Here is a 20,404-nt window from a genome sequence, read left to right on the forward strand (position 1 = left end):
GGACTGTATCCGATCAGCCTTCCCCCACAGGCCGTTGACCTGATAGATGGAGGGTCCATGACACGACTCGCCTCCGCACTGCGCGTCCTGGCCACCGCAGCCGTCACCCTGCTCGCCGTCACAGCCGCCTCCCCCACGGCGCAGGCGAAGCCCGAACCGAAGGCCCCCAGGGAATTCGTGTCCCTGCGGTCCGTGGACCCGACGATCATTCAGGAGATGCGCTACACCACCGCGCACAATTTCGTGGGCGCTCCTGTGGACGGCTACCGCCAGCCGGTCTGCATCCTCACCAGGCCCGCGGCGAACGCCCTGCACGAGGCGCAGACGAAGCTGCTGCGGCGCGGCTATTCGCTCAAGGTGTACGACTGCTATCGGCCGCAGCGAGCCGTGGACCACTTCGTACGGTGGGCGAAGGACCTCGACGACGAGGCGATGAAGGCGGAGTTCTATCCGCAAGTCGACAAGTCGCGGTTGTTCGCCGACGGTTACATCGCGGAGAAGTCGGGGCACAGCCGGGGCAGCACTGTTGACCTGGCGATCGTGAGGCTTCCCGCGAAGCCCACCAGGCCGTACACCCCCGGGGAACAGCTCGCAGCTTGCTACGCGCCCAAGAATGAGCGGTTCCCTGACAATTCAGTCGACATGGGGACCGGCTATGACTGCTTCGACACGCTGTCCCACACGGAGGACCCTCGTATCCAGGGCACCCAGCGCGCGAACCGGCTGCTGCTGAAGGGGCTGCTCGCTGAGCTCGGTTTCGTGAATCTCGCCGAGGAGTGGTGGCACTTCACGTACAAGCCCGAGCCCTTCCCTGACACGTACTTCGACTTCCCCGTCGCCCGCCGGTCGGTCGCCGGGCACTGACGCGTTCTCAGGGCCCGTGAAAGGGACGGGCGGCCGGGGCCCCCCGTAAGTCCCGGCCGCCCGTCCGGTTCCTTCTCTTCGGACGCGTTCCCGCCGTATCCGGTTCTCCCCCGAGCCATTACCGTGCGCGTATGGAGCAGCCGACTTTCGATTCGTACGAAGATTTCTGGCCCTACTACGTCGCGATGCACTCCAGGGCCGCGACCCGGTGGATACACCTCACGGGCACTCTCACTGGGCTCGCGGTCAGTGTGTACGGCCTGGCGCGCGGCCGGAAGCGGTACGTCGCAGCATTGCCGCTCATCGGGTACGGCGCCGCCTGGCCCGCGCACTTCCTGATCGAGAAGAACAATCCCGCCACCTTCGGGCACCCCGCATGGTCACTGCGCGGGGACGTACAGATGATCCGGATGATGCTGGCCGGCCGCGACCGGGAGCTGGCGGAGACCGCCAGCAAATGGCTCGCGGAGAACCGCTGACCGCGGTTCCGTGCCGCGGTGGTCCCGGCCAGCGGTTGCTGTCCATGACCTTGACGCTCCATCACCACCGGTGAACACTTCCCGTTGTCAGTCGGCGTCGCCGTACGACGGCTCCCGGGGGCGCGGGGATCTCTGCTGCCGGGTCCGCCCTGTCGCGGTTCAGGGGCCTCCCCCACGGGCGATTCCGCCGGCTCGGCATGCTCGTATCGGATGCCGGGCGGGGAACGGGGACCTCCTGCCTCCGGCGCAGCAGCCATGGAAACGCACCCCTGCACTTCAGAACCGGGGCTCCGGTCCCGGGCGAGGGCCTAGGAGCCGCCATGAGCAACGGGGACGTCTTCGTCGGTGAGGTCATCGGCACCGGGATCCTGATCCTCTTCGGCGCCGGTGTGTGCGCCGCAGTCACCCTCAACCACTCGAAGGCGAAGGCCTCGGGGTGGGTAGTCATCTCCTTCGGATGGGGCATGGCCGTGCTGGCAGGGGCGTATACCGCCGCCCCGCTGTCCGGCGGTCATCTCAACCCTGCGGTGACCATCGGCATCGCCGTCGACACCGGCGAATGGGGCCAGGTCTGGGTCTACGTCCTCGGTCAGATGGCCGGCGCGATGCTCGGGGCCGTACTGGCGTATCTCGTGTACTACGCGCAGTTCGCGGCCAACAGAGACAAGGAAACGGCACTTCCGACGCTGGGCATCTTTTCCACCATCCCGGAGATCCGCAGCCCCGTCGCCAACCTCGTCACCGAGATCATCGCGACAATCGGCCTGGTGCTGCCTGTCCTCGCGTTCGGCATGACGAAGGGGCTCGGTGAGTCCGGTACGCAGGTGCTGATCGTGGCCCTCCTGGTTGTCGGCATCGGTCTCTCGCTCGGCGGGCCCACCGGGTACGCGATCAACCCGGCCCGCGATCTGGGGCCGCGCATCGTCCACGCCGCACTGCCGATTCCGAACAAGGGGACGTCCGACTGGGGTTACGCATGGGTGCCGGTCGCGGGGCCGCTGATCGGCGGAGCCCTGTCGGGCCTGATCTACAACGCGGCCTTCTGAGCACTGAGCACCGCGCACTGAAACACCGCGCGCTGAACACTGAGCGCTTTCAGCCGAGTTCGGACGAGGGGACGTCATGACGGAACAAGCGGGGCAAGCCGAGAAGTACGTCGCCGCCATCGACCAGGGCACCACCTCCAGCCGCTGCATCATCTTCAACCACAGCGGTGCGATCGTCGCAGTCGACCAGCGTGAGCACCGCCAGATCTTCCCCAAGCCGGGGTGGGTGGAGCACGACGCGACGGAGATCTGGTCCAAGGTGCAGGCCGTGGTCGCGGGCGCGCTCGCGAAGGCCGGTCTGCGCGCCGGGCAGCTCAGCGCTCTGGGTATCACCAACCAGCGCGAGACGACAGTGCTGTGGGACCGGGCGACGGGCAAGCCGGTGCACAACGCGATCGTCTGGCAGGACACGCGCACCGCCGCCCTCTGCAACGAGCTGGGCGGCACGGACGGCCAGGACCGCTTCAGGGAGGCGACCGGGCTGCCGCTCGCCAGCTACTTCTCCGGCCCCAAGGCGGCCTGGCTGCTCGACAACGTTCCCGGGCTGCGCAACCGCGCGGAGCGGGGCGAGATCGCCTTCGGGACCATCGACTCGTGGCTCATCTGGAACCTCACGGGCGGCACGGAGGGCGGCGTACACGTCACGGATGTGACGAACGCGGGCCGCACCATGCTGATGAACCTGCGGACGCTCCAGTGGGACCCGGCGATCCTCTCCGCGATGAACGTTCCGGAGGCTGTGCTGCCGGAGATCAGGTCGTCGGCCGAGGTGTACGGGACGGCTGTCGGGCAGCTCTCGGGTGTGCCGGTGGCCTCCGCCCTCGGCGACCAGCAGGCCGCCGTGTTCGGGCAGGCCTGTTATGACGTGGGCACGGCGAAGAACACGTACGGGACAGGCAGTTTCCTGCTCCTCAACACCGGTAGCCGACCGGTTCCCTCGAAGAACGGCCTGCTCACCACCATGGGCTACAAGATCGGCAGTGAGGCGCCGGTCTACTGCCTGGAGGGGTCGATCGCGATTACGGGGGCGCTGGTCCAGTGGTTCAGGGACCAGCTCGGGATCATCCGTTCCGCGGACGAGATTGAGACGCTCGCGGGAAGCGTCGACGACAACGGCGGGGCGTACATCGTGCCGGCCTTCTCCGGGCTGTACGCGCCCTACTGGCGTTCCGACGCCCGTGGTGTGATCACCGGGCTCACCCGGTACGTCACCAAGGCGCATCTGGCGCGGGCGGTTCTGGAGGCGACCAGCTGGCAGACCAGGGAAGTCGTCGACGCGATGTACCAGGACTCGGGCGTGGCCATCACCACGCTCAAGGTGGACGGCGGCATGACGAAGAACAACCTGCTGATGCAGCACCAGGCCGACGTCCTGGGCGTTCCTGTCATACGACCGAAAGTCTCCGAGACGACGTGTCTGGGCGCGGCGTACGCCGCCGGGCTGGCAACCGGCGTGTGGTCGGACCTGGACGAGCTGAAGTCGCACTGGCAGCGGGACGTCGAATGGACACCGCGGATGGAGGCGCAGGAGCGCGACCGGGAGTACCACAACTGGCGCAAGGCCGTGGAGCGGAGCTTCGGCTGGGACGAGGAAGGCGGCCAGGGCTGAGGGAGCGTGCCCCGGGGGCCCCATGACCGCGGCCCGTACCCCTGTCGGTGGGGGTACGGGCCGCTCGGCCGTCGCTCCAGGGAACGCTCAGTTGGCCGCCGCCTGGCGCCGGTCCGCGGAGCGGGCCAGGGCGTGCTCGACCACCGCTATGAGCACTCCCTTGACGGTCTCGCGGTCACGCGCGTCGCACAGCAACAGGGGCACGCCGTCGTCGAGGTCGAGTGCCGCGCGTACGGTCTCCACCGGATAGCGGTCGGCGCCTTCGAAGCAGTTGACCGCAACGGCGAAAGGGATGCCCCGGCGCTCGAAGTAGTCGATGCCGGCGAAGCAGTCCTCCAGGCGCCGGGTGTCGGCGAGCACGACCGCGCCCAGTGCCCCCTGTGCCAGCTCGTCCCACAGGAACCAGAACCGGTCCTGGCCGGGCGTACCGAAGAGGTAGAGCACCAGGTCCTCGCGGAGCGTGATCCGCCCGAAGTCCATGGCCACGGTGGTGGTGTTCTTGCTCTCGACGCCGTCTGTGCTGTCGACGGGGCGCCCCGCCTCGGTGAGCGCCTCCTCGGTGCGCAGCGGCCTGATCTCGCTGACGGCGCCCACCAGGGTGGTCTTGCCCACGCCGAAGCCGCCCGCGACGAGGATTTTGAGCGTCACCGGTTCGACCAGTCGCTTCTTGCGGCTAGAGCGCCCGAAGACCATTGATTACCTCGCGAAGGATGCTCTCGTCCGGCAGCTCGGCCGGAGGTACGGGTCGGGTCACGTGTACCAGCTCGTCCTCGACGAGGTCGCCGACGAGCACTCTGACCACCCCTACGGGGAGGTCGAGGCCCGCCGCGAGCTCGGCGATCGACTGCGGCGTCTCACTGCACAGTTCGACGATTTCGACGTGCTCGGGAGCGAGCGTCTGGTCGCGTCCGGGATCGTCGGCCGCCGGTTCGGGAACGACCAGCGCGATCAGGTCGAGCCGGTGCCGGCTCGCACTGCTCGTACGGCCACGCGTCATCGCGTACGGGCGTACTACGGGGCCCGCGTCGTCGTCGAACCAGTGCGGCGATCCCTGCTGGCCTGCTTCGCTCATCTCAGCCCACTCACCCTCCGGCGGGCAGACCGGAGCGGGGCGCGGTCGTCAGGTGGACGCCGACCCGCTTGACCATCAGCGTCATCTCGTACGCCACCTGTCCGACATCGGAGTCGGAGTCCGACAGCACGGCGAGGCAGCTGCCGTCGCCCGCCGCAGTGACGAACAGGAAGGCGTCGTCCAGTTCCACGACGGTCTGCCGCACGCGGCCCGCGTCGAAGTGGCGGCCCACGCCCTTGGCGAGGCTGTGGAAGCCGGAGGCGACGGCGGCGAGGTGTTCACCGTCCTCGCGCGTCAGGTCCCTGGACGTGCCGGTGGGAAGCCCGTCGCTGGAGAGCACCAGGGCCTTACGGATGCTGCCGACGCGGTCGACCAGCTCGTCGAGGAGCCAGTTGAGCTCCCCGGAGCCCCGGTCCGTGGTGTCGTGTGCTGTGGCGTTCGGTGCGGTCATCGACCGTCCCTCTCTGGTGTGGTTCCTGGTGCTGTCCCGCCGGGCCCCGGCTCGTCCTCGGCGTTCTGCCGCCGGCCGCGCTGCCAGCCGCGTTGGAGCGAGGCCATGCGGTTGCGTACTTCCTCCGCCTCACGCCGGGCCTCCTGCTCGGTGGCCGGTACGTCGTTCGCGGGTTCGGTGCGGCCGGTGGTGGCTTCGCGCAGCTGCGGGGCGAGATTGGCCTGGCGGACACGGCGGGGCAGTCCGCCCGGCGGGAGGCCGGAAGCCTCGGCCGCGGGGGCGGGTTCCCGCGCGGGTGCGTGTGCTGTGCGTGCTGCTTCGGAAGATGCCGCGGGATCGGTGGGAGTGCGCCCGCGGCCGCTGACGCGGCGGCCGTTGTCGGCCACCAGGGTCGGCGCGTTACGGCGGGGCAGCGGAACGGGCCCGCCGGGTCGTACGCTTTCGCCGCTCTCGGGAACGTAGTCGGACGCCTGCTGGTGTTGCTCACCGGCGGCTTCCCGGGAACGGTCTCTGGAGCGTTCCCGGGAACGGTCGCGGGCCCGGAACAGTCCGCCGCGCTCGCTCTCCAGGTCGTCGATGTCGGGGATGTCGCGGACACCGCCGAGCGAGGCCTCTTCGAGGCCCAGTGAGCCCAGCGGCGGTTCGAGTTCGACGGGGCCGTCCAGCACCGCCTGAGCGGCAAGTTCCGCGGGCAGACGCGAGACCGTCGTAAGGGACTTGCGGCGTCCGCTCTCCCCCGCCGCTGAGGTGCCCCGCTCCCCGGCGGCATGCTTACGGTCGAGCCGGAAGCCGGTGCCGTCCGTTTCGGGCGCGTCCGTGAGCAGAGCGGCCGGGATGAAGACGACCGCGGTGGTTCCGCCGTACGGCGACTGCTGGAGCGAGACGCGGACGTTCTGGCGCTGGGCGAGCCGGCTGACCACGAACAGGCCGAGCCGGTCGGTGTCCGACAGCTCGAACTCCGGGGTTTCGGCGAGCCGCAGATTGGCGTCGAGGAGAGCTTCGGGTGTCATGCCGAGGCCTCGGTCGTGGATTTCGAGGGTGAAGCCGTTGGCGACCCGCTCGCCGTGCACGTGCACGGCGGTGTGCGGGGGCGAGAACACCGTCGCGTTCTCCAGGAGTTCGGCGATCAGGTGGGTGACGTCGGCGACCGCCGGGCCGCCGACGCCGATGCGCGCCAGGCGGCGTACCTCGATGCGCTCGTAGTCCTCGACCTCGGCGACGGCCGCCCGTACGACATCCATCAGCTGGACGGGCTTGCGCCACTGCCGGGACGGGGCCGCGCCGGAGAGGATGACCAGGCCCTCCGCGTGACGGCGCATACGCGTGGTCAGGTGGTCGAGGCGGAACAGGTCGGCGAGCTCGTCGGTGTCCTCGGTGCGACGTTCCATGGTGTCGAGGAGCGTGAGCTGGCGGTGGAGCAGGACCTGGTTTCGGCGCGCCAGGTTGACGAAGACCTCGGAGACGCCGCGGCGCATTTCTGCCTGCTTGACGGCCGATTCGACGGCGGCGCGCTGAAGGGTGTTCAGGGCCTGGCCGACCTGGCCGATCTCGTTCTTGTCGTACTCCAGACGGGGAGCCTCGGTCTCCACATCGACCTCCTCGCCGGCGGCGAGCCTGCGCATGACGCTGGGCAGCCGGACACCGGAGACCTCGTGGGCCTCCTTGCGGAGGCGGGAGAGGTCGCGGATGAGGCTGCGGCCGATCCGTACGGACAGGAAGAGCGAGACGATCAGGGCGAGGAAGCCGAGCACGCCGGCCGCGCCCGCCTTGACGAGGACGCCGAAGGCGACGGGCTCGACGCTGTCCTGGTATCGGCCGTCCGCCTCCTTGCCCTCTCGGGCGAGGTGGTCGAGCACGCCGGTAGCGGCCTCGTTCCAGCTCTTGGCGGTGACGCCGCGCGGGCTCTTGGTGGCGCCCGCGGTGATGAGGCTTTCCTCGGCGGTACGCAGCGGCTCGGTGGCCGGGCTGTCCCAGTAGTCCGCGAAGGCGTCGCGCTCGGAAGTGGGGAGGAGTTCGAGGTTGACGTCGTACAGCAGCTTGCGGTTCGCGGCGAGGGCCGAGATCTCGCGGAGCTCGGGAGCCTCGAACTGGCCGGCGACGAGGCCGGATGCGACGAGCCCGTCCTCCCGGGAGAGCATCTCGCGGGCGCGGGTGAGGCCGACGAGGGCGCGCCCCTGCTTGTCCATCTCCACGTCTTCGAGGGCGTGGAGGGTGGTGAAGAAGGAGTAGCAGGGGTCGATGAGCCGGTTGTAGCGGTCGAGAGCCTGGCGTCTGGTGACGGTGCTGTTCTCGACCGAGCTGCGCAGCGTTTCGATGCCTTCGAACGCTTCGAGGAGGGAAGCCAGGCGCTTCGCCGCCGGGGGGCGCAGGTCGTCGCGTACGCCGGGGTCCTGTGCGCGTGCCTTGATCCTCGCGACGGACTCGTCGGTGGCCGCGCGTTCCCGGCGGAGAGTGGTGAGCGCGTCGGAGGCGCGGGGATCGGCCAGATAGATCAGTGTCTGTCGGCGCTCCCGCTGGATGACCTGAACCGTGTCGTCGATGGGGTAGCCCACCTGCTCGACGATGTAGGCGACGTCCAGCAGCTGGTTGGCCTCGCGGCCGGTGATCACGGTGGCGAATCCCCACAGCGAGGTGAGGGACACGAGCGGCACCAGCAGCAACGCCACGATCTTCCTGCGGATGGACTTCCCGCGAAAGCGCATGGCCTCCCCCAGCTCGACCCCCGCCGGGCGGGGGTGGTGTTCCGTCAATAAACGGCGTGAGCCTACTACTGTCACTCGCGCAACTCGAAGAGACGTCCGGACGATTTTCGGCCGCGCCAAGGTGCGTTGATCATGAGTTGTCATGGAATTCGGGGAGTTGGTAGGCGCCACTGTGGCAAAGGACACCTGCGTTTGCACCCGTCACCCAATCGGGGCAGATGGCTGGAATTCTTCGTTCCGCGGGAATCTTCGAAGTCGGCCATTCGTCCTGCTTGTAGCGGGGAGCGGAGCGGATGAAGCCGTACGCGGTCACATTCGGCACACGGGGAACAGCGTAAAAGGGCGCAAGGCGGGCAGCCACTCGTGAAGGCAGATGTTCCGCGCCCGAGTTGAGGGGCACGCCAGGCGGTGGTGGGGAGTGAAGGTTCGATGGATACGGAAGAGCGCCGTACGACGACGTCCGCGGCGCCCGTGACGTACGAAGGTGCAGAGGGTTCACGGGAATTCGAGACGGCTGGGGCTCAGCGGCAATTGTGGGTCGACGAGCCAGCGGTACGACCACGGTTGCCGGATCCGGTGCGTACCGCCGCCGTCCGGGCCGTCATCATCACGTCGCTGACGATGATTCAGGCGATGGTGGCCTACCTATGCACCCTCGCGGGGTCCTGGCTCGCCTTCCCGATGGTCCTGAGCAGCGTGGGCAGCACGGTGGTCGCCACCTGGGGCGTGCTGGACGTATGGGTCACCCGACAGGTGTGGAACCAGCGCAATGGCGTGGTGTCCGTTCCGAGCAGTACGGCGCGTCAACTGCGCCGTGAGCGGCGGAAGGCGCGCCGGGTGGCCCGCAGGTCCGTCCGGACGCGGCAACAGGAGGAGCGGGCCCGACGGGGCACGGGGCGGCTCTCCCAGGCCTAGGCCCGGGGGGCCGCGACCCGGGGCGCGGAGCCGAGGCGCGGGAGGGAGTGCGCCTCGCGCCCGCTCCGCCCCGCCCGCTCCGCGCAGGCGTTCGCCGCGTTACTCGGGTGACGCCGGCGTGCGCTTGAACATCCGTGTGGCCGTGATCTCGCCGTGCACCGTCTCGCCGTCCGGGTCCTGTTGGGGCAGTCCCGGCCGCAAGTGCTCTTCCACGCTGATGTACTTCAGCCCCGCCCGGAGGTCGGCGTCGTTGCGCAGCCGGATGACCAGCGGGAACTCGGCGAGCGCGGTCGTGTCGAACAGTCCGGTCGTATAGAGCAGCTGTACACCGAGTGCGTCGGACACCGCCCGCTGGAGCTCCAGCAGATACGTGGCGTTGGCACGGCCGATCGGGTTGTCGAGGAACAGCGTGCCCGCGTGCCGGTGCTTGTCCCGTCCCCGGTCGTTGCTGCGCAGCGCGGCCATCGTGCAGTACAGCGCGATCGCGGCCGTAAGCAGCTGGCCGCCCGAGAAGACGTCGCCCATCTGCCCCACCGGCACTCGCTCGGCGCGCAGTACGGCGTCCGGTTTGAGAATCTCGACCGAGATGCCCTTCGGCTGGAGCGCGGCCTGAACACCCCGCAGGAGCAGTGACATTCCGTCCCTGCGCAGGTCGGAGTTCTTCTTGACGGCGGTGCTGGTCGCCTCGTCGATAACCTCACCGAGCCGCTCGACAAGCGTCGCCTGGTCCGGCTCCTCGAAGCGGATCCGCAGGAACTCCTGCCCGGACCACTCCCCGAGCCCTTCCGGCAGCTGGGAGAGGCGCTGGGCCGAGCGGAGCGTCGCCAGCGCCGACTCCACGAGGCCCCGGAGCCGGTCGACGATGCTGTCGCGGTTGCGCTCCAGCTGCGCCAGCTCGTCGGTAAGCACACGCAGCCGGGGCTCGAACGCCGCCGCCCACGCCGCCGCGTGCTCGGGCAGCGAGGCGGCCGGCAGCTCACGGATCTGCTGGCGCGCGGGGGTGCGTACCTGCTCGTACCGTGTGGAGTTGGCATGCCGTACGAGCACGTCGCTCGCCTCGCGCACCGATGCCTCAGCGGCGGACAGGTCGGCCGCGCACCCGCGCAGCAAGCGGCGGGACTCGGCGGCGGACTGCCGCGCCTCCTCCAGGCTGCCCGGATACGGATCGGGCTCCTCCGCTGCCTCGTCGTCCTGGTGGTGGTCCCTGAGAAGGTCGCGCAGCAGCGCCGACGTCTCGTCGAAACCGCCCGCCGCGTCCTCGGCCGCGCGGTGTGCCCGCAGCAGCTCGGCGTGGGCGGCGCGGGCGGAGTCCAGCGCGTCGGTGCGGGAAGCGAGTTCGGAGGTGGCGGTGCGCAGGAGGGTCTGAGCGTGCTCCGCGTCGGCGGGCACGAGCTCGTCAGGGAGCTCCGTGTGCGCCGCGCCGTCCTCGGGGGCGAGGCGCTCGGCCTCGCCGCGCAGCCGTCCGAGCTGCTCGCTCGCGGCGGACGCCCGCGACTCCAGCATCTGTACGAGCGATTCGGCGCGGGCTACGGCGGCCTGGCGGGACGGCCCGTCGGCTCCGTCCGTGCCCTCCAGCATCAGAGCGGCCCTCGTGCGGACTTTGTTGCTGAGCCGGTTGAGCTCGGCGAGAGCGGCGCTCTCGTCGCTCTCCGCCCTGGCTTGTTCGGAGCGCAGGTCGGCGCCGACGCCGACCTTCTCGTACAGCTGGGACGCGGCGCGGTACGCCTCGCGCAGCGCGGGCAGCGCGACGCGCGGTGCGTTCTGGTCCGGCTCCGGCAGCCTCTCGGGCGCGCCCGCGATCTCAGCCCGCTCGGCGCGCAGGGTGCGTGCGGTCCTGTGGGCGTCGTCGGCGGCGCGCTGGGCGGCGCGGCGGTCCTCGTCGGCCGCCTTGGCGCGCTCCAGGCACACTGTGGCCCTGGCCTCCGACTCCGCGGCCTCCTCGGTCAGTTCACGTACCTGGACCAGCCACCCGGCGCGTTCTCGCAGGCGGTACGCGAGGCCCGCGAGGGCATCGGCGACGCGGCGGGCGCGCTGGGCGGCGTCCTGGCGCTCGTCCCTGATGCGGGCGGCGTCGGCCGCTGCCTCGTCGGCCTCGGCGCGGGCCGTACGTGCCTCGGCGAGCACGGCTTCGGCCGCCTCGGCCGACTCGCCTGCCGTCCTGGCCGCCTCGGCCAGTTCGACGAGCATGCCGGGCGGGCAGTCGGCGCGCCAGGAACCGAGGCGGGCGGCGAGCGTACGGTCGCCGGTCAGCCGGGCGGCGAGCCGGCGGATCTCCTCGTCCCGGGCGGTCGCCCTGGCGCGCAGCGCTTGACGCTCCTCGTCGGCCGCGTGCTCGTCGTGCATGGCCGGGTTCGGCGGTACGAGGAAGACGTCGGCGCGGTCGGACGGGGTGTCTCCGGGTGCCGGTACGGGCGCCAGCAGCGCGGCGGCGGTGCCGACTGCGACGGCCGAGCGGGGCAACAGCGCGGCGCCGGCCAGGGCTTCGCGGGCCCTGACGTGCGCGTCGGGGTCGGTGATGACGACGCCGTCGACGAGCTCGGGCCGGGCGGCGAGCACGGCGGCGTGGTCTGCCGGGTCGACGGCCTGCGCGAGGTAACGCCAGCCGGGGAGGGCGGGAATGCCGTGCTCGCCGAGGAACTCGACGGTGGCCAGGACGTCGGGGCCGGGGGGAAGCAGGCCTCCGTCACCGAGCGCGCCGAGGATGCGCGCGTCGTCGGCGGCGGCGGTACGCAGCTCGAAGAGCTGCCGCTCGGAGGATGTGATGCCCTGGTCGAGGAGGACGAGGAGGTCCTCGGCGTTGCGGTCCAGCTCCTCGACGGTGAGGGGCCCATCGGCGGTACGCCGGGGGGCGCGGGCCGGGTGCGCGGACGCGCCGGGGCGCCCGGGGGCGTCCGCGCGGCTGGCGGCGCCGGGGCGGACGGCGGAATCCCGCTGGGCGACGGGGCTGTGGCCGGCGGTGCTTGTGGCGGGGTGTGCTTCTGTGCCGGGGCGGGTTTCTGTGCCGGGGCGCATGTCCGTGCGTGGGCGCGTGTCCGTGCCGGAGCGCGTGTCCGTGCCGGGGCGTGTGTCCGTGCCGGAGCGTGTGTCGGCGCTCGCATGCGTGTCAGGGCTGGTCTGCGTGTGGGTGCCCGGGCGCATGTCGGCGCTGGTGTGCGCTGGCGTGCCGGTGCCCGCTTGCGTGCCGGTCTCCGGGCCGTCGGCCGCGTCGCTCTGCCCCGGGACCCCCGCATGGGCAATACCCATGGCTGCGCCCTTGCCCGTACGCGTGCCCGAGGTGTCGGCCGCGCTGCCCTGACCGGCTGCGTCACTGCCGCCGGTACCGCTCGCAGCGGCGGATCCGCCCAGCGGCCGGTCGTCCGCCGGGCGGTCCCCGGCGTCGCCGTCGGCCCGCGCCGCTGCGGTGCCCTCCGCCAAGTCCACGATGGCGGCGTGCACGCCTTGGCGCGCCGGGCGGCCGTCGGCGGCGACGGCTCCCCCCGTGGACCCGCCGTCCGGCGCGGCCGCGCCACGGCGAGGCTGCGGTACGGAGGCGGCGGTGGCCGGCAGCACCGACGGCAGGCTGAGCAGTTCCGCCAGGCGGTCCTCCCCTGCCAGCGATTCAGCCGCGCGGCGCTCCGCTTCGTACGCGTGCTCCGCACTCTGCGCGGCGTCCGCCGCGCGGGCCGCCGCCAGTTCGGCGCGGGCCTCGGTGCCGGCGGCCTCCTTCGCCCGGTCGGCCGTCCCACGGGCGGCTTCGCGCGCCGCGTCCCAGGCGGCGACCGCCGTCTTCTCCGCGTCGGTCGCGGCCAGTGCCGCGCGCGCCGGGTCGGCGTCCGGGGCCGTGTCGTCGAGCCAGCCGGCGCGTACCGCCTCCGCCGTTTCCTGTTCGACCTCGGAGAGGCGCTGGCGCAGGTGGCCGGCCTCGCTGCGGGCCCGCTGCGCCTGGGTCGCGGCCGTGGTGGCATCTCGGTGGGCCGCCTCGCCCGACTCCTGGAGGGTTGCCGAGCGCTCCTCCTCCTCGGCGGCGACGCGCTCGCCGTCCTCGGCTGCCGCGTGCAGCGCCCGTACGAGCTCACCTGCGGCCGTGGCACGGGCGGCCAGCGCCGGCGCGGCGTCCCGCTCCGCCTCCCGGATGGCCACGGCCACGCGCGCGGCGCGGTCGGCGGCGGCGCGGTGGCGCAGTACGGCCTCGGCGGCCTGCCAGGCGGCGTGCAGCGTTCGGGCGTCGGCGAGCTCGCGGCGCTGCGCGCCTGCCGCCTTCTCGGCGGCGGTCAGGGCCAGCGAGGCGTGTCGGTAGGCGAGTTCGCTGGCGATCAGGGAGCTGCGGCTGCGTGCCTGCTCGGCTTCGGTAACGGTGTGCGCGGTAGCGGTGACCTGTTGGGCGAGCTCGGCGGTGCGGCCGCGTTCCTCACCGGCTCGGGCGGAGAGCCTGCGGGCGAGCGTACGGGTCCTGCGCTCGGCATTCGCGTGGACATCGCGGGCGCGCACGCGCGTCTCGGCGGCGTCGACGATGCGGCCGAGCAGATCGACGGAGCCCGCCGTGAAGTCCCGCTCGGCGGTGAGCTCGGCCCGGCGGCCGAGCTTGTTGCCGAAGCCGTGGACGAGGTCGGCGAGGCCGTCGGTGTCCCTGGTGTCGGTGACGGCGCGCAGCAGCAGGTCGGTGAAGTCCGAGTCCTTCTTGACCGCGAAGAGGCCGGCGGCCTCGCCCTCGTCGGCGTTCATCTCGCGCTGGTAGCGGAAGAGTTCAGGGTCGAGGCCGAGGTCGCCGAGGTGCTCGTTCCAGCGGTCGTGGATCTCTTCCCAGTGGATGTCGAGGTGCGGGTAGGCCTTGCCCGCGTCGGTGACCGCGTCGCGGAAGCCCTTCATGGTGCGGCGACGGCCCTGCGCGCCGGAAACGCCCTCGCCGTACGCACGCACGGCGGTGGACTCGGCGACCGGCAGCGAGTCGAGGCTGAGCCCGGGGCCGGGGCGGAAGGAGTACCAGGCCTCGGCGAACTTGCGCGGGTCGTTGGACACCTGCCGCCCGCGCCACTCGCTCACCTTGCCGACGACCACACATTCACCGGTGAGCGTGTGCTGCCATTCGAGCGCCACGTGGCCGCAGTCGTCGGCGAGCAGGAACTTGCGCAGTACGCCGGAACTCGCGCCACCGAGTGTGTTGCGGTGGCCCGGCAGCATCACCGAGAAGATCAGCTTGAGCAGGACGGACTTGCCGCCGCCGTTCTCCAGGAAGAGCACGCCGGCCGGCGCGGGCCTGCGCGGCGGGCCGACCGGCTCGTCCTCGAAGAACTCCGCCTGGGCGGGCGCGGGGTTGGGCACGGGCTTGCCGACTCCGCGCAGGTCAAGCACGGTGTCGGCGTAGCGCGCACCGGCGGGCCCGATGGAGTAGAGGCGAATCCGGGACAACTCGTACATGGCGGCGGACTCTCGTCGTAAGTCGTGAAGCGGCAGGTGTGGGGCGGCTGGTGTGGGGCGGCTGGTCGGCCGAGGTCTTCGGCAGCCGGCGGGCCGGGGGTCAGGCGTGGAAGGGCAGGCCGGCCTCGGCGGTCAGTTCCAGGTCGTCGGCTTCGGAAGGCGCCACGAGCGTCGCGCTGCCGTCGGTCACCGGCACGATGCCCAGTTCCAGCAGCTCGGCCATGGCGGCGCTGCCTGCCATGTCGCGGACCTGCAACTGGTAGCGGGCGGTGGTGCGGTACGCCCCTCCCGCGTCGTCGCCCGTGCGCTGCAGGAACCCGGAGTCGGTAAGGAAGGCGACAGCCTTGCCGACGATGCCGGTGGTCGAACCGGCCAGCCGCCGCGCGTCCTTGGTGGCGCCGGTCGCGCTGCGCCGGGCGTAGATCCGCCAGGCCGCTTCGAGACCGGGGGCCTCGGTGGCCGGATCGGTGTTCTCGCCCTGCTCGTCGGCGCGCTCCTCCAGACGGCGGCAGGCCTGGCGCACGAAGGCGTCGACGCCGTTGACCGTTATGCGGCCGATGTACCCGTCGTCGGCCAGGTCTTCGGGGCGGGGGAAGGCCAGCGCGGCGACGGCGAGGTGGGCGAGGCCGTGCAGGAACCGGTCGGCGGAGTCCGCGGAGGCGCGCCGGGCGTAGTCGCCCATGCGTACGGCGAAGACGGAGTCCTCTCCGGCGGAGACCGCCATGCCGGCGCGCGTGGAGACTTCGAGGACGACGAGACCGAGCCCGGTCGCGACGGCATCGGCGAGTCGCGCGAAGGCGGGCTCTTCGCGGTAGCGGCGGAGGAGGTCGGCGTACTCCATGTCGCGGGCCGGCAGCAGCTTGGGCTGGAGCCCGAAGGACACGAGCCGCGCGGCGTCGGCCGCGTCGGCGGGCGTGACCGCAGGCGTGACGGCGCCCTGAGGGGTGGAGGGGGGAGCGGCCGCCGACGCCTCGCCGGAGTCCGCCGCAGTGGCCGCGACTGCTCCCTCGCCAACGGGCCGCTCGCTCCACGCGTCGGCGTGCTCTGCGCGGTGGTCGCTCACGACTGCTGCTCCTCGGTACGGAAAGTCTCGGTTTCGGGTACGGGTGGGATGGCGGCCCCCGGCACAGATGCGCCGGCAAGTGCGGCGACAGCACTGTGGTCACCGGCCGAAGGCCGCGCCGTATCAGACCTGCCAGAGACGGTGCCGGTGACGGTGACGTGTCTCGTGGTCATGCCGCCTCCGCCCGGTCCGCGGTCATCCCGGCCGCGTCCAGCAGAGCCGTGCCCACTATCAGGTCGGCGCCGCCGAACTCCGGGTCGTCGAGCTCGGTGCCGTCGTCCACGGCGAAAAGCAGCCGCTTCTCGCCCTGCCGGTAGGCCGTGCCGACGGGCGGGCTCGCCGCGTGGATGGCCAGCAGCGCGACCAGATACGGGAGATCGGAGTCGCGCCGCCGCGCATCGGCGAGCAGTCCGGACAGCCTGCGCGGCGCGTCGTGCGGCAGGTCCAGCAGTTCCATCGCGTTCGCCAGCTGCTCCTCACTGAACCGGCTGTCGTCGGGAGTGGCGATCAGGTCGGGCTCCGGCATCTCCGCGCCCAGATGCTCACGCTCCACCGACGGGGTCAGCAGTATGTCGACAAGGTCCCCGACGCGGACGGACACGGGCGTGCGCAGCCCCGCGCCCTGCGCGAAGAAGGCGTCGGTGACGCGGATCGCCTGCTCGACCGGCAGGGGCAGCAGCGGCGCGACCAGCTGGCCGTACAGGTCGAGCCCGGCCCGCGCCGTGGGCGTGGCGAAGGCCTGACGGTCCTGTTCGGCGCGGAACAGCGGTCCGGCGTCCAGCAGCCGCGACTGCAGCTGCGTGTGCCTGCGGATGCAGTCCTTGACGATGTCGACGAGCTCGGCCGCGCGCCGCTTGTGCTCCGGCTCCTCGGCTTCGTCCCGTGCCTTGCGGATGTTGGTGAGGATCGCGTTCTCGTGCCGGTACCGGTCGGCGACGTGGTCGAGCGCCTCGGCGATCATGTCCGGCACCGAGTTGAGCCAGTCGACGGCGCGCACATTGCGCCGGGTCGCCTCCAGTGTCCTGCGGAGCGTCTCGGCGTACTGCACGGTCCGGTAGCGGGCCTGCTCGGCGGCGAGCTGGGCGTCGGCGAGCCGGCCACGGCTGATCAGCACTTCGAGCTTGACCTCGGCGGCGATCTGCGCGCTGGTGACATCCGTGTCGAGAGCGCCGACCAGGACGTTGACCGCCTCGTCGGTGGTACGCAGGTAGACGCTGCCGCCGTGTCCGGGGACCTCCTCGATGAGCTTGAAGTCGTAGTCCCTGCGCACATATGCACCGTCGGGGCCGAATGTGCCGTAAACCGCACGGAAGCCGCGGTCCACGCTTCCGACGTTGATCAGGTTCTCCAGGACCCAGCGGGCGACGCGCTCGTGCTCGGCGGGCGGGCGGTGCGGGGCCTGGGCGGCGACGCGAGGGAGGAGCCTGGCCACTATCTGCTCGTGGTCGGCGCCCGTGTCGAAGTCCATGTTGAGGGTGACGAGGTCGATCGCCGCGAGGGCGACCTCCGCCATGGCGTAGACCGAGTACTCGCCCGCGAGATTGGCCTTGCGTACGTCGAGATCGTGCAGCGGCGCCGTGCAGGCGAGCGCGCGGAGCCGCCGCGCGAGCCCCTCGTCGGCGGCCGGGCCCTGCGCGGGCCGCGGCCCCGCGCTGAGCTGGGGCGGAACGTATTCCGTCGATGCAGGCGAAGTCACGTGGACAGATTAGGTCCTCGCACTGACAACGGTCGAAACGGCGCAGAAGCGACCCCTCGCACAGGCCCTCGGGCCAACGGGACCGGCAGCCCTCATGCCCCCCAGTCGCCGGTCTCGATGTGGCGTGCGTACACCTCGGCGAGCTGCGTGCGCGAGTCGTCGAGGTAGTCGGCGAGCAGCCGTTCACCGGCCGCGCTGTCGCCCGCCCGCAGGCATTCCAGAATCTGCCGGTTCCGTACGAGATAGGGCTCGTGCAGCCGGCGCGGATCGGCCACCACATGGAAGGCGAGGCGCAGTTCGGCAAGGACGCTGCGCATCAGCTCGTCGGTGCGCGGGCTCGCGGCGAGGGCGACGAGTTCGCGGTGGAAGTGGATGTTGGCGGTCGATACGCCCTTCCACTCACGTCGGCCGGCCGCCCGCTCGCCGTCGCTCACGGCCTTGTCCAGGCCGTCGAGCGAAAAGGGCGGGTCGCCCAGCCCGCGGACGACGGCGCATTCGATCAGCTGCCTTATGCGGTAAATATCCTCAACGTCCTCTACGGCGAGGACGCGGACGAACACTCCGCGGTTGAGCTGGTGGACGAGCAGCCGCTCGTGGGTCAGCAGCCGGAACGCCTCGCGCAGTGTGTTGCGTGAGACGCCGAGCGCCTTGCCGATGCTGTCCTCCGAGAGGCGTTCCCCGGGTGGGAAGTAGCCCTCGGCGATGCGGGTGCGGAGGATGTCCGCGACCCGCTCCGCCGTGCTGGTGCGGCCCAGCAGCGGGCGGTCGTCGGCCAGCCCGCCGGCCTCGGACTCCGTCGTCCTCACAGCGCCTGTCTCCCTCGGCTCTCCGCACCGGCCGCGATCGCCGGGTGCGCGGTGTCCATCGTAGAAGCAAGAACGAGCCGACATGACTCTTGTCGGATCGTTCAACAATCCCCTACCTTGACGTCACCGCACGATCTCCAGCGCACTCCTCCCTCCTCCCCTTCTGCGAGGTGCAGATGAGCACCACCCAGGCACAGCCGAAGCAGGACGAACTCCCCGGCGACAACGGTGCGTTCGCCTGGCTGCGCGCCCTCGGCCCGCGCGGCCGCCGCGCCTTCGGCGGTGCGTTCGGCGGATACGCTCTCGACTCCTACGACTTCTTCACGCTGCCGCTGAGCATGGTCGCGATCTCCGCGTACTTCAGCCTCAGCACCGGACAGACCGGCCTGCTCACGACCGTCACGCTGGTGGTGTCCGCGATCGGCGGCGCCATCGCCGGCATCGCCGCCGACCGCATAGGCCGCGTGAAGGCGCTGATGATCACGGTGATCACCTATGCGCTGTTCACCGTCCTGTGCGGGTTCGCGCCCAACTACGAGACGCTGCTGGTCTTCCGCGCGCTCCAGGGGCTCGGTTTCGGCGGCGAGTGGGCAGTCGGAGCGATCCTGGTCGCCGAGTACTCCTCCGCGAAGCACCGCGGCCGTACGCTCGGGGCGATCCAGAGTTCCTGGGCAGTCGGCTGGGCGCTCGCGGTCATCGTCTACACGGTGGTCTTCCAGTACCTGGACCCGGACACGGCCTGGCGCGTGATGTTCTGGACCGGCGCGCTGCCCGCGCTTCTGGTGATCTGGGTACGCCGCCACGTCAGCGACGCACCGGAAGCGACGGAAAGGCGTCTCGCGAGCAGCAACAAGGGCTCCTTCACGGCGATCTTCAAGAAGGACCTGCTGCGCACGACGCTCTTCGGTGTGCTGCTCTCCACCGGTGTCCAGGGCGGCTACTACACGCTCGCGACCTGGGTGCCCACCTACCTCAAGACCGAGCGGGGGCTGACCGTCGTCGGCACCGGCGGCTACCTGACGTTCCTCATCTCGGGTGCCTTCATCGGCTACCTCACCGGCGGCTATCTCACCGACAAACTGGGCCGCAAGAAGAACATCGCACTGTTCGCGTTCTTCTCGGCCGCCTGCATCCTCGCCTACACCAACATCCCCGCCGGGGCTAACAACGTGGTGCTCGTCCTGGGCTTCCCACTGGGGTTCTGCATGTCCGCCATCTTCAGCGGCTTCGGTTCGTTCCTCAGTGAGCTCTATCCGACGGCCGTTCGCGGGACCGGTCAGGGGTTCACGTACAACACGGGCCGTGCTGTGGGGGCGTTCTTCCCGACCCTCGTCGGCTTCCTGGCCGGAAGCTGGGGAGTCGGGGGCGCTCTGATCTTCGGTGCGGTCGGTTACGGGCTCGCCGTACTGGCGCTGTTCGGCCTTCCCGAGACGCGCGGAAAGGAGCTCCAGTGAACGTCACGACGGCCCCCAGGAGGACGATGTGCAAGAGCCCGGGGGAAGTGCGCGTTCCGCGTGGCCTGACCAGGAGACTGATCCGTACATGACCTCGGTTTCGATCGATCTCAACGCCGACCTCGGCGAGGGCTTCGGACGCTGGCAGCTGACCGACGACGAGCAGCTCCTGTCCGTCGTCACCAGTGCCAACGTCGCCTGCGGCTTCCACGCCGGCGACGCGGCGACCATGCGCCGCGTCTGCGACCTCGCGGCCGAGCGCGGGGTGCGGATCGGCGCCCAGGTGTCGTACCGCGATCTGGCCGGCTTCGGGCGGCGCTCGATGGACGTCCCTTCGGACGAACTCGCCGCCGAAGTCGCCTACCAGATAGGCGCACTGGAAGTGTTCGCGCGAGCGGCTGGTTCGTCCGTCTCGTACGTCAAGCCGCACGGCGCGCTCTACAACCGTGTGGTTCACGACGAAGAACAGGCCGCCGCCGTTGTTGACGGAGTGCTGCTCGCGGGCGGCGCCCGGCCGGTCCTGGGACTGCCCGGATCGCGGTTCCTCGACATCGCCGCGAAAGCCGGGCTGCCGGTCGTCGCCGAGGCGTTCGCGGACCGCGCGTACACGGCGGAAGGGACGCTCGTTCCGCGCGGACAGGAGAACGCCATCGTCACGGACCCGGGAACGGTCGTTGAACGCTCCGTCTCCATGGCCCGGTTCGGCGTCGTCACCTCGCACTGCGGCCGCCCCGTCGGCGTACGGGCACGCTCGCTGTGCCTGCACGGGGACACTCCGGGCGCCGTCGGTCTGGCCCGCCGCGTACGGGAACGTCTGGAGGCGGCAGGCGTCCGTGTGGAGGCCTTCGTATGA

16 protein-coding genes are annotated in these 20,404 nt (G+C 71.0%); 7 read left to right on the top strand and 9 right to left on the bottom strand.

All coding sequences use genetic code 11. The features are described 5' to 3' along the window. Positions 1 to 57: 57 nt before the first annotated feature. From AC1P0E_RS04215 to glpK, 4 genes are all read left to right on the top strand, one after another. Positions 58 to 864, top strand: a complete 807-nt coding sequence (locus AC1P0E_RS04215) for a M15 family metallopeptidase (RefSeq protein ID WP_482740800.1) — start codon at positions 58 to 60, stop codon at positions 862 to 864. 131 nt (positions 865 to 995) lie between these two features. Then, on the top strand, positions 996 to 1,343 hold the full coding sequence (locus AC1P0E_RS04220; protein WP_482740801.1) for an Mpo1-like protein: 348 nt from the start codon (positions 996 to 998) through the stop codon (positions 1,341 to 1,343). 320 nt (positions 1,344 to 1,663) lie between these two features. Further along, entirely contained in the window at positions 1,664 to 2,389 is a 726-nt protein-coding gene (locus AC1P0E_RS04225; protein WP_482740802.1) for an MIP/aquaporin family protein, read from the top strand. A 76-nt stretch (positions 2,390 to 2,465) separates the two neighbouring features. Then, positions 2,466 to 3,998, top strand: a complete 1,533-nt coding sequence (glpK, locus tag AC1P0E_RS04230) for a glycerol kinase GlpK (RefSeq protein WP_482740803.1) — start codon at positions 2,466 to 2,468, stop codon at positions 3,996 to 3,998. Positions 3,999 to 4,085: 87 nt separating this feature from the next. On the opposite strand, the gene AC1P0E_RS04235 is transcribed toward glpK, so the two are convergent. The 4 genes from AC1P0E_RS04235 to AC1P0E_RS04250 are packed head-to-tail and all read right to left on the bottom strand — an operon-like array spanning position 4,086 to position 8,223. After that, complete coding sequence (locus AC1P0E_RS04235; RefSeq protein ID WP_482740804.1) at positions 4,086 to 4,691, bottom strand: GTP-binding protein; 606 nt, start codon at positions 4,689 to 4,691, stop codon at positions 4,086 to 4,088. Continuing rightward, positions 4,672 to 5,070 carry a DUF742 domain-containing protein gene (locus AC1P0E_RS04240; protein WP_093801939.1) on the bottom strand — a complete coding sequence of 133 codons (399 nt, stop codon included), beginning with the start codon at positions 5,068 to 5,070 and terminating at the stop codon, positions 4,672 to 4,674. Before AC1P0E_RS04240 ends, AC1P0E_RS04235 begins: the two co-directional genes overlap by 20 nt. A 10-nt stretch (positions 5,071 to 5,080) precedes the next feature. Then, positions 5,081 to 5,521, bottom strand: a complete 441-nt coding sequence (locus AC1P0E_RS04245; RefSeq protein ID WP_482740805.1) for a roadblock/LC7 domain-containing protein — start codon at positions 5,519 to 5,521, stop codon at positions 5,081 to 5,083. Continuing rightward, positions 5,518 to 8,223, bottom strand: coding sequence for a sensor histidine kinase (locus AC1P0E_RS04250; protein ID WP_482740806.1), 2,706 nt, complete (start codon positions 8,221 to 8,223; stop codon positions 5,518 to 5,520). Before AC1P0E_RS04250 ends, AC1P0E_RS04245 begins: the two co-directional genes overlap by 4 nt. Before the next feature lie 429 nt (positions 8,224 to 8,652). On the opposite strand from AC1P0E_RS04250, the gene AC1P0E_RS04255 reads away from it, so the two are divergent. Beyond that, complete coding sequence (locus AC1P0E_RS04255; RefSeq protein WP_482740807.1) at positions 8,653 to 9,138, top strand: hypothetical protein; 486 nt, start codon at positions 8,653 to 8,655, stop codon at positions 9,136 to 9,138. A gap of 99 nt (positions 9,139 to 9,237) precedes the next feature. Here the strand turns inward: AC1P0E_RS04255 and AC1P0E_RS04260 are convergent, their stop codons facing one another. From AC1P0E_RS04260 to AC1P0E_RS04280, 5 genes are all read right to left on the bottom strand, one after another. Next, positions 9,238 to 14,532: a hypothetical protein gene (locus AC1P0E_RS04260; protein WP_482740808.1), complete on the bottom strand. Its 5,295-nt coding sequence runs from the start codon at positions 14,530 to 14,532 to the stop codon at positions 9,238 to 9,240. A gap of 100 nt (positions 14,533 to 14,632) precedes the next feature. Beyond that, entirely contained in the window at positions 14,633 to 15,595 is a 963-nt protein-coding gene (locus AC1P0E_RS04265; RefSeq protein ID WP_482740809.1) for a hypothetical protein, read from the bottom strand. Next, complete coding sequence (locus AC1P0E_RS04270) at positions 15,592 to 15,768, bottom strand: hypothetical protein (RefSeq protein WP_482740810.1); 177 nt, start codon at positions 15,766 to 15,768, stop codon at positions 15,592 to 15,594. The genes AC1P0E_RS04265 and AC1P0E_RS04270 overlap by 4 nt, the downstream gene beginning before the upstream one ends. Beyond that, entirely contained in the window at positions 15,765 to 17,291 is a 1,527-nt protein-coding gene (locus AC1P0E_RS04275) for a hypothetical protein (protein ID WP_482740811.1), read from the bottom strand. Before AC1P0E_RS04275 ends, AC1P0E_RS04270 begins: the two co-directional genes overlap by 4 nt. A 92-nt stretch (positions 17,292 to 17,383) precedes the next feature. Beyond that, on the bottom strand, positions 17,384 to 18,097 hold the full coding sequence (locus AC1P0E_RS04280) for a GntR family transcriptional regulator (RefSeq protein WP_482740812.1): 714 nt from the start codon (positions 18,095 to 18,097) through the stop codon (positions 17,384 to 17,386). A gap of 176 nt (positions 18,098 to 18,273) precedes the next feature. Here AC1P0E_RS04280 and AC1P0E_RS04285 point away from each other — a divergent pair, with 176 nt between their 5' ends. Further along, the gene (locus tag AC1P0E_RS04285; protein WP_482740813.1) at positions 18,274 to 19,551 is read left to right on the top strand and encodes an MFS transporter; all 1,278 of its coding nucleotides are present in this window, start codon (positions 18,274 to 18,276) and stop codon (positions 19,549 to 19,551) included. 88 nt (positions 19,552 to 19,639) lie between these two features. After that, the gene (locus tag AC1P0E_RS04290) at positions 19,640 to 20,404 is read left to right on the top strand and encodes a LamB/YcsF family protein (RefSeq protein WP_482740814.1); all 765 of its coding nucleotides are present in this window, start codon (positions 19,640 to 19,642) and stop codon (positions 20,402 to 20,404) included.

The sequence above is a fragment of the Streptomyces sp. TRD_SC_5 genome (genome assembly GCF_056836825.1).

Excerpts from the sequence above, each read along its gene's own strand:
- AC1P0E_RS04215 (WP_482740800.1), top strand. The coding sequence starts at position 58 with ATGACACGACTCGCCTCCGCACTGCGCGTCCTGGCCACCGCAGCCGTC.
- AC1P0E_RS04220 (WP_482740801.1), top strand. The coding sequence starts at position 996 with ATGGAGCAGCCGACTTTCGATTCGTACGAAGATTTCTGGCCCTACTAC.
- AC1P0E_RS04225 (WP_482740802.1), top strand. The coding sequence starts at position 1,664 with ATGAGCAACGGGGACGTCTTCGTCGGTGAGGTCATCGGCACCGGGATC.
- glpK (WP_482740803.1), top strand. The coding sequence starts at position 2,466 with ATGACGGAACAAGCGGGGCAAGCCGAGAAGTACGTCGCCGCCATCGAC.
- AC1P0E_RS04235 (WP_482740804.1), bottom strand. The coding sequence starts at position 4,691 with ATGGTCTTCGGGCGCTCTAGCCGCAAGAAGCGACTGGTCGAACCGGTG.
- AC1P0E_RS04240 (WP_093801939.1), bottom strand. The coding sequence starts at position 5,070 with ATGAGCGAAGCAGGCCAGCAGGGATCGCCGCACTGGTTCGACGACGAC.
- AC1P0E_RS04245 (WP_482740805.1), bottom strand. The coding sequence starts at position 5,521 with ATGACCGCACCGAACGCCACAGCACACGACACCACGGACCGGGGCTCC.
- AC1P0E_RS04250 (WP_482740806.1), bottom strand. The coding sequence starts at position 8,223 with ATGCGCTTTCGCGGGAAGTCCATCCGCAGGAAGATCGTGGCGTTGCTG.
- AC1P0E_RS04255 (WP_482740807.1), top strand. The coding sequence starts at position 8,653 with ATGGATACGGAAGAGCGCCGTACGACGACGTCCGCGGCGCCCGTGACG.
- AC1P0E_RS04260 (WP_482740808.1), bottom strand. The coding sequence starts at position 14,532 with ATGTACGAGTTGTCCCGGATTCGCCTCTACTCCATCGGGCCCGCCGGT.
- AC1P0E_RS04270 (WP_482740810.1), bottom strand. The coding sequence starts at position 15,768 with ATGACCACGAGACACGTCACCGTCACCGGCACCGTCTCTGGCAGGTCT.
- AC1P0E_RS04285 (WP_482740813.1), top strand. The coding sequence starts at position 18,274 with ATGAGCACCACCCAGGCACAGCCGAAGCAGGACGAACTCCCCGGCGAC.
- AC1P0E_RS04290 (WP_482740814.1), top strand. The coding sequence starts at position 19,640 with ATGACCTCGGTTTCGATCGATCTCAACGCCGACCTCGGCGAGGGCTTC.